Annotated in this window: 14 protein-coding genes; 10 read left to right on the top strand and 4 right to left on the bottom strand. The window is 61.1% G+C overall.

The features are described 5' to 3' along the window. The first annotated feature begins 188 nt into the window (after positions 1-188). The 6 genes from PQR32_RS29940 to PQR32_RS29915 all read left to right on the top strand — a co-directional run bounded on the left by PQR32_RS29940 (position 189) and on the right by PQR32_RS29915 (position 7,736). Positions 189-1,343, top strand: a complete 1,155-nt coding sequence (locus PQR32_RS29940) for an ABC transporter ATP-binding protein (RefSeq protein WP_408235580.1) — start codon at positions 189-191, stop codon at positions 1,341-1,343. 11 nt (positions 1,344-1,354) lie between these two features. Further along, positions 1,355-3,340, top strand: coding sequence for a beta-galactosidase (locus tag PQR32_RS29935; protein ID WP_408235577.1), 1,986 nt, complete (start codon positions 1,355-1,357; stop codon positions 3,338-3,340). An 87-nt stretch (positions 3,341-3,427) separates the two neighbouring features. Beyond that, a complete protein-coding gene (locus PQR32_RS29930) occupies positions 3,428-4,681 on the top strand; it encodes an ABC transporter substrate-binding protein (RefSeq protein ID WP_408235574.1) in 1,254 nt (417 codons plus the stop codon). Positions 4,682-4,727: 46 nt separating this feature from the next. Continuing rightward, the gene (locus PQR32_RS29925; protein ID WP_408235571.1) at positions 4,728-5,711 is read left to right on the top strand and encodes a carbohydrate ABC transporter permease; all 984 of its coding nucleotides are present in this window, start codon (positions 4,728-4,730) and stop codon (positions 5,709-5,711) included. Positions 5,712-5,721: 10 nt separating this feature from the next. Further along, positions 5,722-6,573, top strand: a complete 852-nt coding sequence (locus tag PQR32_RS29920) for a carbohydrate ABC transporter permease (protein ID WP_012426475.1) — start codon at positions 5,722-5,724, stop codon at positions 6,571-6,573. Positions 6,574-7,235: 662 nt separating this feature from the next. After that, on the top strand, positions 7,236-7,736 hold the full coding sequence (locus tag PQR32_RS29915) for a lysozyme inhibitor LprI family protein (RefSeq protein WP_408235567.1): 501 nt from the start codon (positions 7,236-7,238) through the stop codon (positions 7,734-7,736). Positions 7,737-7,786: 50 nt separating this feature from the next. Here the strand turns inward: PQR32_RS29915 and PQR32_RS29910 are convergent, their stop codons facing one another. The 3 genes from PQR32_RS29910 to PQR32_RS29900 form a co-directional block, all read right to left on the bottom strand. Beyond that, on the bottom strand, positions 7,787-8,581 hold the full coding sequence (locus PQR32_RS29910) for an alpha/beta hydrolase (RefSeq protein WP_408235564.1): 795 nt from the start codon (positions 8,579-8,581) through the stop codon (positions 7,787-7,789). Between the two features lie 113 nt (positions 8,582-8,694). Beyond that, a complete protein-coding gene (locus PQR32_RS29905; protein WP_408235562.1) occupies positions 8,695-9,045 on the bottom strand; it encodes a DUF4148 domain-containing protein in 351 nt (116 codons plus the stop codon). Positions 9,046-9,109: 64 nt separating this feature from the next. Next, positions 9,110-9,259: a hypothetical protein gene (locus PQR32_RS29900; protein ID WP_165923924.1), complete on the bottom strand. Its 150-nt coding sequence runs from the start codon at positions 9,257-9,259 to the stop codon at positions 9,110-9,112. 467 nt (positions 9,260-9,726) lie between these two features. On the opposite strand from PQR32_RS29900, the gene PQR32_RS29895 reads away from it, so the two are divergent. The 4 genes from PQR32_RS29895 (at position 9,727) to PQR32_RS29880 (ending at position 13,532) form a co-directional block, all read left to right on the top strand. Continuing rightward, on the top strand, positions 9,727-10,968 hold the full coding sequence (locus PQR32_RS29895) for a Crp/Fnr family transcriptional regulator (RefSeq protein WP_408235559.1): 1,242 nt from the start codon (positions 9,727-9,729) through the stop codon (positions 10,966-10,968). A gap of 72 nt (positions 10,969-11,040) precedes the next feature. Beyond that, complete coding sequence (locus PQR32_RS29890; protein WP_408235556.1) at positions 11,041-11,805, top strand: flagellar motor protein; 765 nt, start codon at positions 11,041-11,043, stop codon at positions 11,803-11,805. 72 nt (positions 11,806-11,877) lie between these two features. Beyond that, positions 11,878-12,546, top strand: coding sequence for an OmpA family protein (locus tag PQR32_RS29885; protein ID WP_408235553.1), 669 nt, complete (start codon positions 11,878-11,880; stop codon positions 12,544-12,546). A gap of 131 nt (positions 12,547-12,677) precedes the next feature. Continuing rightward, positions 12,678-13,532: a helix-turn-helix transcriptional regulator gene (locus PQR32_RS29880; protein ID WP_408235550.1), complete on the top strand. Its 855-nt coding sequence runs from the start codon at positions 12,678-12,680 to the stop codon at positions 13,530-13,532. Between the two features lie 26 nt (positions 13,533-13,558). On the opposite strand, the gene PQR32_RS29875 is transcribed toward PQR32_RS29880, so the two are convergent. Beyond that, positions 13,559-13,756, bottom strand: a complete 198-nt coding sequence (locus tag PQR32_RS29875) for a hypothetical protein (RefSeq protein WP_408235547.1) — start codon at positions 13,754-13,756, stop codon at positions 13,559-13,561. Between the last annotated feature and the right edge of the window lie 148 nt (positions 13,757-13,904).

Raw genomic sequence — 13,904 nt, 5'->3', positions numbered from 1 at the left:
TTTCAGTATTTGGGATGCCTGCCCGGCATTTGCATCACGAGCCAAGGCGCGGCACCATCTGTCGCACAGACAAAACGATATCGGAGACAGGCAAGGCCCAACGATCGCAAGCGATCGATTTTTTTCGGCCCTGCTGATTAAGCGCTTAATCTCCGTCTTCGAGCCGATTAAATCACGGAGTCGATGCGATGGCGAGCATTTCGTTAAGAGGCGTGCAGAAGGCGTATGGCGACGGCGCGCTGGTGATCCGCGACGTCGATCTCGAGATCGGCGAAAACGAGTTCTGCGTGTTTCTCGGTCCGTCCGGCTGCGGCAAGTCCACCCTGCTGCGCATGATCGCCGGCCTCGAAGACCTCAGCGACGGCGACCTGTCGATCGGCGGGCAACTCATGAACGACGTGCCGGCCGCGCAACGCGGCGTGGCGATGGTGTTCCAGAGCTACGCGCTGTTTCCGCATATGAGCGTGTTCGAGAACATGGCGTTCGGCCTGAAGCTCGCAAAAACCCCGAAGGATGAAATCGACCGCAAGGTGCGGGAGGCCGCGCGCATTCTGCAACTGGAAGCGTTGCTCGAGCGCAAGCCCAAGGCGTTGTCGGGCGGGCAGCGGCAGCGCGTGGCGATCGGCCGCGCCATCGTGCGCGAGCCCGGCGTGTTTCTGTTCGACGAGCCGCTTTCCAATCTCGACGCCACGCTGCGTGGCCAGACCCGCATCGAAATCGCGCGGCTGCACAAGCAGTTCGCCAAGGCCAGCGTGGTGTACGTGACGCACGATCAGATCGAAGCGATGACGCTCGCCGACAAGATCGTGCTGCTGCATGCCGGCAAGGACACCGAGCGCTACGGCAGCATCGCGCAGATCGGCGCGCCGCTCGAGTTGTACCACCGTCCGAAGAGCCGTTTCGTCGCGGGTTTCATCGGCTCGCCGCGGATGAATTTTCTGCCGGGACGGGTGGCCTCGGTCGATGCGCAAGGCGTGAGCGTCACGCTCGATCACACAGAAGAAACCGTGCGCGTGCCGGTGAACGGCGCGGGCTTGCAAACCTCGCAAACGGTCACGCTCGGCGTGCGCCCTGAACACCTGGAATTTGTCGATCCGTCCTTCGTCACGCCTGACAACGCCGTGCTGACGCGCATCGTGTCGCTCGTCGAACAGCTTGGCGAACACAGCTATGTCCACCTCGATCAGCCCGGCGGCGCCGCGCTGATCGCCAAAGCGCCGGGCAATACACGCCTCGCGCCCGGCGAGCGCGCGAGCTTGGGCGTGCCCCGTCCCGCCTGCCATTTGTTTACCGAAGACGGCTTTGCCGCCGCTTCGCTCGAATCCGTCGAACACTACGCATAGAGGACATTCGGATGCGCCTTGGAGTCTGTTATTACCCGGAACACTGGCCGGAGTCGATGTGGGAAGACGACGCTCGCCGGATGAAAGCCCTCGGCATCGAACAGGTGCGAATCGCCGAATTTGCCTGGAGCCGGATCGAGCCGACGCCGGGCGAATACGATTGGGGCTGGCTCGATCGCTCGATCGATGTGCTGGGCGCGGCTGGCCTGCAGGTGGTGATGTGCACGCCGACGGCGACGCCACCCAAGTGGCTGATCGACCGCCATCCCGACATTCTGCCGGTCGGCGCGGATGGGCGTCCTCGTGCGTTCGGCTCGCGGCGTCATTACGACTTCTCGTCGCCGTCGTATTTCGTAGCGTCGCAGCGGATTTGCACGGCGGTGGCCGAGCGCTACGGCAAGCATCCGGCTGTCGCTTACTGGCAAACCGACAACGAGTTCGGCTGCCATCACACGGTAGTCAGTTATTCGCCGGCGGCGGTGGGGCGCTTTCGCGAGTGGCTCAAAGCGCGCTATCACAGCATCGACGCACTGAACCGCGCGTGGGGCACGGTGTTCTGGAGCATGGAGTACCGCAGTTTCGACGAGATCGACGCACCGGTGGCCACCGTGACGGAAGCGCATCCTTCGCATCGCCTCGACTACCGGCGCTTCGCGTCCGACGAGGTGGCGCGCTATAACCGCATGCAGGTCGAGATCATCCGCGCGCATTCGCCGGGGCGGCCGGTCGCGCACAACTTCATGCAGCTCTTTACCGAGTTCGATCACTACAAGGTCGCCGCCGATCTCGACGTGGCGACGTGGGACAGCTATCCGCTCGGCGCGCTCGAAGAGCAATGGTTCGCGCCGGACGTGAAGGCGCGTTGGCTGCGCAGCGGGCATCCTGATTTCGCGTCGTTCAATCACGATGTCTATCGTGGCATGTCGAAGCTGCCGTTCTGGGTGATGGAGCAGCAGCCGGGTCCGGTGAACTGGGCGCAGTGGAATCCGGCGCCGTTGCCGGGCATGGTGCGGCTGTGGAGTTGGGAGGCGTTCGCGCACGGCGCCGGCTGCGTGTCGTACTTCCGCTGGCGTCAGGCGCCGTTCGCGCAGGAACAGATGCATGCGGGACTGAACACGCCCGATAACCGGCTCGACGTGGGCGGCAACGAGGCGACGCAAGTAGCCGCCGAGATTCGCACGGTGCTCGCCGCGAACGCCGACGCTAATGCTGCGATCCGTTCGAAAGTCGCGCTCGTCTACGACTACGAGGCGAAGTGGCTGTTCGAGATTCATCCGCAGGGTGCGGATTTTCATTATCCGCGCTTCGCCTTCGAGTATTACTCGGCATTGCGTGCGCTCGGCCTCGACGTGGATATCGTGCCGGTCGATGCGCCGCTCGATGGCTACAGCCTGATCGTCGTGCCGCCCTTGCCGGTCGTGCCGGCAGATTTTGCAGAGCGTCTGGCGAGTTCGGGTGCGCAGGTTGTGCTCGGGCCGCGCACGGGATCGAAGACCGCCGATTTGCAGATTCCCGCGAATCTGCCGCCTGGTGCGCTTACCTCGGCGTTGCCGCTGCGCGTGTGGCGCGTCGAATCGATGCGGCCGAATGTGACCGAAGCGGTGCGGCTGTCGGACAACGCCAGCACGAGTGAAGCAGACGGCTTTGGGCGTCACTGGCGTGATTTCATCGAAAGCGACGCGGCGGATTCGCTCGACGTGCGCGCGCGATTCGCGGACGGCCATCCCGCGTATGTGCGAAGCGGCGCGTTCCACTACCTCGCAAGTCTGTTCGATGATGCGCTTACGGTGCGCGTGTTCGAGCGGATCGTGCAAGAGGCGGGTGTGGCAACGATGCCGCTCGGCGATAGCGTTCGCGTGAGCCGTCGCGGCGCGCTGACCTACGTGTTCAACTACGGCGACGCGACGCACACGCTCACCGATGTAGCCGACGACGCCTTCGTGATCGGCTCACACGCAATCGAACCGCAGGGCGTGGCCGTCTATCGAACGCAATGACGAGTTGATGCACCGACGTAGTGTCCAACGAAATTCCATGCAGTAACGACAACGACGCAAAATCAAGGAATCAAGGAGACAGGCAACATGAAAATGAAACCACGCAAGATTCTGTTGGCACTCGCGCTGGCCGCCGCGGCTGCGGGGACGTCGGCCGTCAGCACGGCCCAGGCGGGTACGCTTACGGCCAATATCGCGTTCAAGGGCGCGAGCCAGCGGGCGGTCTGGCAGTCTGTTGTCGACGACTTCAAGAAGGCGCATCCCGGCATCGACGTGAAGGTGTCGTTCGTCGATGAAGAAGCGTACAAGGTGCAATTGCCCGGCTGGCTGACCACCGTCGCGCCCGATATCGTCAACTGGCATGACGGCGAACGGATGGCCTATTACGCCCAGCGCGGCCTGTTCGAAGACCTGAGCGGCGACTGGGCAAAGAACGGCTGGAACGACATGTATGCGTCGACCAAGGAAGCATCGTCGTATAAGGGCAAGCAGTATGCCGCGCCGACCGTGTACTACTCGTGGGGCATGTTCTATCGCAAGGACCTGTTCCAGAAGGTCGGCATTAGCGGCGAGCCGAAAACATGGGATCAGTTTCTCGAAGACTGCAAGAAGCTGAAGGCTGCCGGTATTACACCGATCGCCGTGGCGGGTCGCGACGCATGGACGCTTGCCGGCTGGTTCGATTATCTCGATCTGCGCCTGAACGGCAACGCATTCCATCAGAAGCTGATGGCGGGCGAGATTCCATACACCGATCCGCGCGTGAAGAAGGTCTACACGACGTGGAAGCAATTGATCGACGCGGGCTATTTCATCGACAACTCGCTTTCCTACGATCTTGATTCGGTGCAACCGTTCCTGTTCCAGGGCAAGGCCGCGATGATGCTGATGGGCACGTTCATTACCGCCGGTTTTCCGCCGAATGTGAAGCCGGAAATGGGCTACTTCCAGTTCCCGATCATCGACGCGAAGGTGCCGACCGCCGAAGACGGTCCGGTGGAGTCGCTGCATATTCCGTCGAAGGCGAAAAACAAGGCGGACGCACACACGTTCCTCGCGTTCGTCGAGACACCGGAAATCGGCGCGAAGCTGGCAACCGGGCTCGGCTCGCTGTCGGCGAACAGCAAGTCGCCGGAACCGGAAGATCCGATCTCCAAGATCGGCTTCCAGATTCTTGCGAACACCAAGGGCGGCATCGCGCAGTTCTATGATCGCGACATGACCAAGGAAATGGCCGACGAAGGCATGAAGGGGATGCAGCAGTTCATCTCCGACCCCACGAAGCTCGACGACGTGCTCGCGCAACTCGAGCAGACGCGCAAGCGGATCTACAAGAAGTGAGCGGTGGCGGCTGTGAGGCCGCCTTCCGTTGCATCGGATCTGGAGAATGATCGTGTCGCATTCCGTCACCCGTCACACTGTCGGCGGTCCCGCTGAACCCGGCGGTCCGGGCTTGCCCGCGCCGGGCGGCGCCTTGCACCGCGGCAAGCCTGACGCTGTTCGGCGGCGCCGTCCGTCGCCCACTGCGCGCCGGCAGCGGCGGGCCGCTTTCCTGTTCCTCGCGCCGGCCTGCGTGATGGTGGCCATCTATGTGGTGTGGCCGATCCTGTCGACCATCCGCCTGAGCTTTTTCAATTGGGATGGGATGAGCGAACCGTCGTTCGTCGGCCTTGCGAACTACGTGGAGTTGTTCCATGCGCAGACGTTCTACACGGCGCTCAAGAACAACCTCATCTGGCTGCTGCTGTTCCTGCTCGCGCCGCCGATGGGACTCGCCGTCGCGTTGTATCTGAATCAGGCGGTGGCCGGCATCCGTATCGTCAAATCGCTGTTCTTCGCGCCCTTCGTGTTGTCGGGCGTGGTGGTCGGTTTGATCTTCTCGTGGTTCTACGACCCGACCTTCGGCCTGCTCGCGATGATTCTCGGCCACGGCGTGCCGGTGCTCGGCGACCCGCGTTATGCGACGTTCGGCATCGTGTTCGCGGCGCTGTGGCCGCAAACCGCCTATTGCATGATTCTTTATCTGACCGGCTTGACGTCGCTGAACGCCGAACAGATCGAGGCCGCGCGCATGGAAGGCGCGCGCGGCTGGTCGATGCTGTGGCATGTGATCCTGCCGCAACTGCGGCCGACCACGTTCATGGCGATCGTCGTGACCATCATCGGCGCGCTGCGCAGTTTCGATCTGATCTCGGTGATGACGAGCGGCGGTCCATTCGAAAGCTCGACCGTGTTGGCGTATTACATGTACGACCAGGCGATCAAGTATTACCGCATCGGCTATTCGGCGGCGGTGGCGGTCGTGCTGTTCGCCATCATGCTGGTGTACATCGTTTATCACTTGCGGCGGATGCTGCGCGCCGAGCAATAAGGAGCCGACCATGTTTCCGATTCCCATCGACAAATGGAAGCCGGCCACTCGGCGCATGTACAAACTGACGTTGCCTGTCGCGCTGCTGATCTGGCTGCTGCCGATGATCGCGGTGCTCGTCACGTCCGTGCGTTCGACGGAAGAGTTGAGCGAGGGCAACTATTGGGGATGGCCGAAGCACTTCGCGATGTTCGATAACTATCGCGAGGCGCTGACCACGTCGCCGATGTTGCATTACTTCTGGAACAGTGTGTTGATCACGGTGCCTGCCGTGGTGGGCTCGATTGCATTGGCGGCGATGGCCGGCTTCGCTCTGGCGATCTACCGGTTCCGTGGCAATTCGACTTTGTTCGCGACGTTCGTGGCGGGGAATTTCGTGCCGGTGCAAGTGCTGATGATTCCGGTGCGGGATTTGTCGTTGCAGCTCGGTCTGTTCAATACCGTCAGCGCGTTGATTCTGTTTCATGTGTCGTTTCAGACGGGATTTTGCGCGCTGTTTCTGCGTAACTTCATCAAGCAGTTGCCGTTCGAACTGGTCGAGGCGGCGCGCATCGAAGGCGCGAATGAATGGACGGTGTTCTTCAAGATCGTGCTGCCATTGATCCGGCCGGCGCTCGCAGCATTGGCGATTCTCGTGTTCACGTTTGTGTGGAACGACTACTTCTGGGCGCTATGTCTGACGCAGGGCGACGATGCTGCGCCGATTACCGTGGGCGTGGCCGCATTGAAAGGCCAGTGGACCACGGCTTGGAATCTCGTTTCCGCGGGATCGATTCTCGCGGCATTGCCGTCAGTGGCGATGTTCTTTGCGATGCAGAAGCATTTTGTCGCCGGATTGACGTTTGGGGCGACGAAGGGTTGAAGGGGGTGTGTGTCGTGTTGAGAAGGGTTGCCCGCGAAAGCGGGCTTTTTTTGTTGCTGAAACTCCTGCTAACCGCATTGCCTTGCGAGAGGTGCGGATAGCAGGAGCGTAGTGAGTTCAGTAAAGCCTGTCTGACCTCAGTTGTTGTCCCAGTGAGTCGGAACCTTACGATAACTGCTCCAGTTATTGCCCCCTGATCGGCATGCCGAGCATCGCAATCAGCGCGGCGCCCATGAGCGCGACAATGGATCTGCCGCTGACAGCTATCCGAATCTTTCTGGCCGTTGCAGCGAATTGCAGACGCAATCTGGAGTGTTTCATTAATTGGAAAGCGTCGCAGAATCGATGAGGTAGGGCGGGGTATCACACGGTTCGGCGAGGCAATACGTGGAGCAGATCCGTCGCGTGTGCCGGTCCGCGCGATAAGAAAAATAGATTGGATTGCATAACTTTCGCAGTCGCTGCTTTGATCGATGCCATCGGCGCTGCGTGGAAATATCGTGTAAGCACTTTTGAATCACGGCGTGTTCTCCCGCCATCGCGCCATCTCGCGGGCGCTATCCTGCTGTCACGGCTATCGCAATCCCTGATTGCATGGCAGCAGGCCGCGACATAGTCTCGCCACGCCTGAGCCTGGTTACTTCCCTGAACAGAGGCCCGGTATGTCCACCTTGAACACCGTTTTCTCCCGCACCCTTCAACGCTTCGCGATGCCGTCCGCACTGCTGTCGATCGGCATGCTGGTCGCAGGCGCCACGCTTGCCGTGGACGCGTCCGCGGCAAGCTTCAAGTGCACGAGCAGGTCGTCCGCGTCGGAAAAGATCGTCTGTAAAGATCCGGCACTGTCGGCGCTCGACGATCGTCTCGCCGCCGCCTGGCACCGCGCGAAAGACACCACGCTCGACACGGCGGCGCTTGAAGCGGCGCGTACGCATCAATGGCTCTGGCGCCAGCACAACTGTACCGATCAGGCTTGCGTGAAGAGCTGGTACGACCGCCGTATCGCTGAACTGGACGCCGACTACGAGCAGGCGAAGCAGGCGCGCCGCGAAGCGTTCGACGCGTCGCTGGCCGGGCAGAACCTCGCGCCTTCCGCGGCCGATGCGGTTCGCAAGATGAAGGGCGAGTCTGTTGCGAATGCGACGCCTGCCAGCGCGCAGTAGTTGCCGGTGGTGATGGCGCGCCGGCGGGCAGGACGCCTCGGCACGCCAGTTCAAGACTGCGCGTGCTTCGCCGCGTCCTCGATGACAGCGGTCACTTCCTTCGGCCGCGATTCGTAGACCGAGTGGCTCGCGCCCGGGATCACCGTCGTATGGCTATGTGCGCGTGCGTAATACCAGCGTTCGAGATCAGGGTTGATGATCTTGTCGTCGGCCGCTACGATGCCCCAGCTCGGCTTGGTCGTCCATGCGGCGACCGTCATCGGCGCCGAGAAGACTTTTGCGGCCGTCAGGATTTGCGCGTGCGATTCGAACTGCGCTTGCTTGAGCGGCAAATCCGCAGCGAAATCCTTGGGGAAGTCCGCGGGACTCAGGTAGGTATACCCGTCGCCGGTCTTCATGATCGCGCCCGGCTGCTTTGACGTGTAGCTCGGCATGCCTTTACCAAGGTCGCTTTCATCTTCGCCGACGGCCGGTGCGTGCGCGGCCACGTACACCAGGCCCACCACGTTGGGATGCACGCCAGCTTCGGTGATGACCGAGCCGCCGTAGCTGTGAGCCACGAGAATCGTCGGGCCGTTCTGCTGATCGAGCACCCGTTTGGTCGCGGCGACGTCGTCGTCGAGCGAAGTCAGCGGTTCCTGCACGATGGTGACGTGATAACCGTCTTTGGTCAGTTTGTCATAGACCGGTTTCCAGCCCGAGCCGTCCACCCAGGCGCCGTGGACGAGAACGATGTTGTGGACCGGCGCGTTCTGCGGTTTGGCGTCTTGCGCCATCGCGGCAGTCGAGGCGAAAAGGGCGGCAGACAACGACAAGGCCGTGGCGACGAGAGGCAAAACTTTCATGACAAACTCCGGTTCATAAGTAAGAAATTATTCTTGAAAAATTTCGAATGGCTTGTGAAAAGTAGGAATCCTGTTGATATAAAGGGCGAAACAGGATTCCCGATGCGTATCATTCAGCTGCCGAAGAAGACGTTGCAGAAGCTGACGGGGCCGACGCAGCTGGAATCGGTCGACGCATGCTTGCGCATGCCGGACGACGAACTGCCGTTCTGTGCCACGCCGCCGTACGACGACTGCGTCGTTTGCGAGGGTTTTTGCGCGGCGACCTTTGCTTCGGCTGCCTGAATGGCGGCCGGGTAGTTAGCATCGTCCCCGAGCGAAGGGTTGTAGCCCGCCTGTTCGAGGCGCACCAGATCGGCACGCACTTCGGCGCGTGTCACAGGGGCATTCGATTGTGCGAAGCTCAGAACAGGAGCGGCCAACGTGCCGACGGCGAGAGCGAAACAAACAAGAGCTTTTTTCATGATAAAAATCCTTTGTAAATGCGATGAGTTGAGAGGCAACGATTGCCGGGAAAAGTGTGCTGATTTAGCTGCCGAAGTACGGGGTGCAGAAACCTGCGGGGCCGACACACTGCTGCGTGTTAGTGTGCATATGTTCCTTCGCCGAGGCTTGGGTAGCGAAGCCTGCCGAAGCGAGAACGATCAGCGAGAGAATGATGGAAAGTTTGCTTTTCATTTGGATACCTAACTAGTAAAAGATTGAAGATGCCTTGCGAATTAAGTGAAGCTACGTCTTTGCTCGTCCACCAACATGACCCGCTTGCAACGGGAGCAGCGCGTACATGCCTGTTTCATCACTACCGTGCAGCGTTCGTCGCTGTCATGTAGGGGCAAACACCGCGGGTTTCCGCTTATTCCAAATTTTTTCGCGATCGTGGCAAAAAGATTGAGTCTTACATTTTCCTGAACGTGCGGCGTGTCAACTGCGGGCGGTTCTGTCACGGAATGAAAAAAGCCGCATCGAGCAAAGCCTTATCCAGTAAGGCTCCCAAACGTTTGCGCTGTTAGGTCTGACGATTACGTTTATTAAAGCTTTGCGTTTTGCATGTCGTTATCCAGTCAAATTATGTGGACCATCGGGCACGCGCGAGCCTTCAGTACGGCGAGCGCTGGACGAGGAAATAGCTCTTCGGGGGAATCATCTTGAATCACCAACGATCGCCATGGTCGCGTACAGCGGCTCCGGGCGAAGTCATCTATTCCGAAGGCTTCGCGGGCGACGCCGTCGTCTACGTCATTGCGGATGGCAAAGTCGAAATCTCCACCCAATGCGACGAGAAGAAAGTGATTCTCGCCACGCTAGGCAAAGGCGAGTTTTTCGGCGAGGCGGCTTTGTTGCCGCCCGAACCACGAGCGCACACCGCGAAGGCGCTGAGCTTCTGTCAATTGACCGTCATCGCGGCGAACGTGGTGGAGGAAGAACTCGAGCGCGTCTCGCCGTTGCTTCGCCATATCGTACGCACGCTGATCCGGCGGGTGAAAAAGAAGGACGATGTCCTCGCTACCAATACGCACGCTGACTTTCTGCCGGGCGTCGTGTCGTACGCGCATGTCCTTTCGTTGATGGCGGGCGGCGAGAACGCCGACAGACCGGACGGCCGCATGCGCCGCGCGCAAGGCGAGGAATTCTCGGTACCTCTGCCCGAAGTGATCAGGAAGTGCCATGCCATTGCCGGCCATTCGCGTCCGCATGTGATGGCCATGCTCAAACGGATGGAGAAACTCAATCTCGTCTCGCTCGAACCGGGCCGGTCCGATCGCACGAGCAGCACATCGGCGCGCTATTCCGCGCAGGACGGCGCGACGAGCCGGCAACTGGTCACGTTCGATCCGGTGCGAATCACCGAGCGCGCCCAACAGGTGGCGGACCACGATCTCGATCTCTCTATCAGCAGCGAGTTGGAACTGATCGAACTGGACGATCTGGAAGCCTTGATCGGCGTCGAGAAGAAGGTGATTCTCAACAAGCTGTCCCACGCTGAAATCGCAGAAGACATCTTCGCTTTTCGCAAGACCAAGGTGCTGAACTACGTCGAAGAAAAGGGCATCAGCTATTTTTCGCGCCGCAATACTCGTGGTTTGAGCGAGCTGAAGTCGCTCGACGATCTGGAGTTTGTCGACCAACGAACCTTGTTCGAAGCGGTCAGCACATTCGACACATACGACCTCGCGAAGCTGCTTTCCGCCGTGACAGGCCAACCGATCGCCGAGCGCCTGCTCTCGGTGATGACGGAGGCGAGAAAGAAAGAAGTCTCTTGGGTCATGCGTCGTGAGATCAAGATCGATCCGCTCGAAATTGCCGAGATCGAAGAACGCTTTCTCGAGACCGTGCGAGCGATCAAAGCTCCAGCGGCCACGGTTGCGCCGCTGTCGAATCTGGCCTGACGCGCAACACGCAAACGGCAGGCAGTGTGGACTTCGAGGTTCGAAGGCGCGGGCGGCCATTCGAGAGGACATATGGATCTTTTGACGCTATTTGGCGCGGTATTCGGCGTGACGGCGATCGTCGCGGGTTTTTCGCTCGAGGGCGGGCACTTTACTTCGCTGTTTCAGTTGGAGGCATTCGTCATCGTTCTGGGCGGCACCCTCGGTGCGGTGATGATTCAGAACACCTGGGCGAGGTTTTACGACGGCGTCAAGCAACTGCGCCTGGCTTTTGTGAAGGCGCGGCAGGTCGATCGGGAGAGCCTGTCCGTCCTGCTCGAATGGGGCGATCAGGCCAAGCTGAACGGCATGCTGGTGTTCGAGTCGATCGAGGCGGGCGGCATCAATCCGTTTGCCAAGCGAGGTTTGGAGTTGCTGGCAAACGGCGTATCGACGGCTGTGCTCGAAGACGCCTTGCAACGGGAACTGGATGCGTATGAGCGCAATCACATGGCGGCCGCGCGGATCTGGCAACAGGCAGGCGGTTACGCGCCGACGTTCGGCATTCTGGGCGCCGTGCTTGGTCTGATTCAGGTGACCGGGCATATGCTCGAACCCGCGCAACTCGGGCAAGGTATCGCGGTGGCGTTCGTCGCGACGCTATATGGCCTTGCGTTGGCGAATCTGGTCTTTCTGCCGTTGTACGGAAAGATCAGGGCGCAAGTGGATAGCGAGTTGCGCTTCAGGCGTTTATATCTCGACGGCTTGCTCGCGATCTCACGCAAGGAGTCGCCTCACACCATCGAGACACGGCTCGCGGGCGACGTGCGTGAAAGATCGGCCGAGTTGCTGGGCTAGCCGGTTCCGGTCGCGCTGATAACGAGCGGACCGGGACCCATCACACGTAATTTCGGACGCGGACTTTCGGGTATGAACACCTCCTCGGGTAACAAGCGCCTCACGGCGGACAAGACCGGCTACGATGCCGCCGACGAGGGCGAGGAGCAGTCCGGGCGCTGGCTGATCTCCTACGCCGACCTCATCACCACGCTGATGGTGTTATTCCTCGCGCTGTATGTGCTGCAGTTGGCAAAAACGAGGGAGCTCGAAATCAAGGCGCTGGAGCGCCACGTGGTGACCGAGGCGACGTCCGCTACGCCGGATGTCTCGAAGAAGCGGCTTCTTTCTCTGTTGGAGCCACTTCAGGACAATCGCCAGATTACGATTTCGAACGCGGCTCACGGCGTGGAAATCGCCATCAACGCAAAAATTCTGTTCAATTCGGGCGACGCGCGTTTATTGCCGGAATCACTCGGCGTGTTGAATCAGATTGCCGGCGTGCTGCGTGACAAGTCGAAGAACAACATTCTCGTGGAAGGGCATACGGACAACGCGCCCATCTCGACGGCGAAATACGAATCCAATTGGGAGCTGTCTTCTGCACGGGCCGGCGCGGTGGTTCGCTTCTTCGCGGACAAAGGCGTCGAAGCGCACAGAATGGCGGCGATCGGCCGGGCCGACAATTTCCCCTTGATCATCGGCAATGACGCGGCGGCGCGCGCCGCGAACCGTCGCGTGACTATTCTCGTCGAGTACTGAGTTGCCGCGCGTGGAGAACAGGCTAACGCGCGGCCCGCAGTATCGAGGTACCCATTCGCGCTAGAGTAGCGACAGCGGCCCCGCCGCAAATCCACGCATTCCGACGAACCCGCGAATTGTCGAGATCCCCGATGCCCGTCAACACTCTGCCTGATCCGCTCGGTGCCGCATGCACTTCATTGGGCAGCTTCCTGCGCGACCGCCGTTCGCGTTTGCAACCGGGGCCGGACGCGCCGAGCCGGCGTCGTACACCGGGTTTGCGGCGCGAAGAAGTGGCGGCACGGGCGAACGTGAGCGTCGCGTGGTACACGTGGCTGGAGCAGGGGCGTGGCGGCCTGCCGTCGAACGAGGTGCTGGAGCGGCTCGTCCGCGCACTGGAACTCGGCGCCGCGGGTCGCGAGATGCTGTTCCTGCTGGCCCAGCAGCGGCCGCCGCCGCTCAGCCCGTTTGCGCCGCCGCAAGTCACGCCGGCCTTGCAGCGCGTACTGGACGGCATGCCCAGCAGTCCCGCCATCGTGAAGACGCCGACGTGGGATGTCGTGGCCTGGAACGAGGCCGCGGTCGCGGTACTCGGCGACTATGCAGCTGTGCCGGCGCGCGAGCGCAACGTGCTCAGGCGTCTGTTCGGCGGTCCGGCGGTGCGAGAAAGCCAGCCGGACTGGGAGGAAAGCGCGCGTGCCGCGCTCGCCGTCTTTCGCATCGATATCGCGCGCATCGGCGGGTCTGCGGAAGCCGCGGCGCTTGCGGCCGAATTGCAGGCGAGCAGCGCGGACTTTCGCCGCCTCTGGGCAGAGAACGACGTGCGCAGCCATTGGATTGGAATGAAGCGTCTGCGCCACTCGCAAGCCGGGCCGATCACGCTCGAGTATTCGGCCTTCGCCGTGGATGGCGGCGACGGCCTGAGCATGGTCGTGTTTTCACCGGCTTCGGCGGCCGACCTGCGCGCCGTGCAAGCGCTCATCGCGCGAACCACTCAAGCTGCGTGACGGACGCGGTTCAGTTCAATGCCGCGTCAAGACGCCTTCGCAGGCGTGAATTTGAACGAAGGCGTCGGCACGAAAGAACCCGATACGTCGCCGGAAAAGATCTGACCGGCGTCGAACGTCAGCTTCATCACGGGCTCGCCGGGATGCAGGTTCAACTTGTGTTGCGGCACCCAGAACGTATCGGTCCGCATCGACGAGTCGACGTGATACATCACGCGCATCACGCTGGCTGCCGCCTGAAATGCCTACGACTGCTGCGGCACGCCGGCATCCAACCCAGCGGATCACCGGGCACCCAATTCACGCGGAGCGCCCGGAGCGCTCCTCATGACGCCAACGCCAACGCCAACGCCAACGCCAACGCCAACGCCA

This window comes from Paraburkholderia dipogonis (assembly GCF_046027395.1).
GTDB classification, from domain to species: Bacteria; Pseudomonadota; Gammaproteobacteria; order Burkholderiales; family Burkholderiaceae; genus Paraburkholderia; species Paraburkholderia dipogonis_A.
Note: the sequence above shows the minus strand (reverse complement) of the source record. Positions and strands in the feature narration are given on the sequence as shown.

Bases quoted from the DNA above. Each gene is read 5' to 3' on its own strand.
- PQR32_RS29900 (WP_165923924.1), bottom strand. From the start codon at position 9,259: ATGAAAAGCAAACTTTCCATCATTCTCTCGCTGATCGTTCTCGCTTCG.
- PQR32_RS29910 (WP_408235564.1), bottom strand. From the start codon at position 8,581: ATGAAAGTTTTGCCTCTCGTCGCCACGGCCTTGTCGTTGTCTGCCGCC.
- PQR32_RS29920 (WP_012426475.1), top strand. From the start codon at position 5,722: ATGTTTCCGATTCCCATCGACAAATGGAAGCCGGCCACTCGGCGCATG.
- PQR32_RS29940 (WP_408235580.1), top strand. From the start codon at position 189: ATGGCGAGCATTTCGTTAAGAGGCGTGCAGAAGGCGTATGGCGACGGC.
- PQR32_RS29890 (WP_408235556.1), top strand. From the start codon at position 11,041: ATGGATCTTTTGACGCTATTTGGCGCGGTATTCGGCGTGACGGCGATC.
- PQR32_RS29880 (WP_408235550.1), top strand. From the start codon at position 12,678: ATGCCCGTCAACACTCTGCCTGATCCGCTCGGTGCCGCATGCACTTCA.
- PQR32_RS29905 (WP_408235562.1), bottom strand. From the start codon at position 9,045: ATGAAAAAAGCTCTTGTTTGTTTCGCTCTCGCCGTCGGCACGTTGGCC.
- PQR32_RS29930 (WP_408235574.1), top strand. From the start codon at position 3,428: ATGAAAATGAAACCACGCAAGATTCTGTTGGCACTCGCGCTGGCCGCC.
- PQR32_RS29935 (WP_408235577.1), top strand. From the start codon at position 1,355: ATGCGCCTTGGAGTCTGTTATTACCCGGAACACTGGCCGGAGTCGATG.
- PQR32_RS29925 (WP_408235571.1), top strand. From the start codon at position 4,728: ATGATCGTGTCGCATTCCGTCACCCGTCACACTGTCGGCGGTCCCGCT.
- PQR32_RS29885 (WP_408235553.1), top strand. From the start codon at position 11,878: ATGAACACCTCCTCGGGTAACAAGCGCCTCACGGCGGACAAGACCGGC.
- PQR32_RS29915 (WP_408235567.1), top strand. From the start codon at position 7,236: ATGTCCACCTTGAACACCGTTTTCTCCCGCACCCTTCAACGCTTCGCG.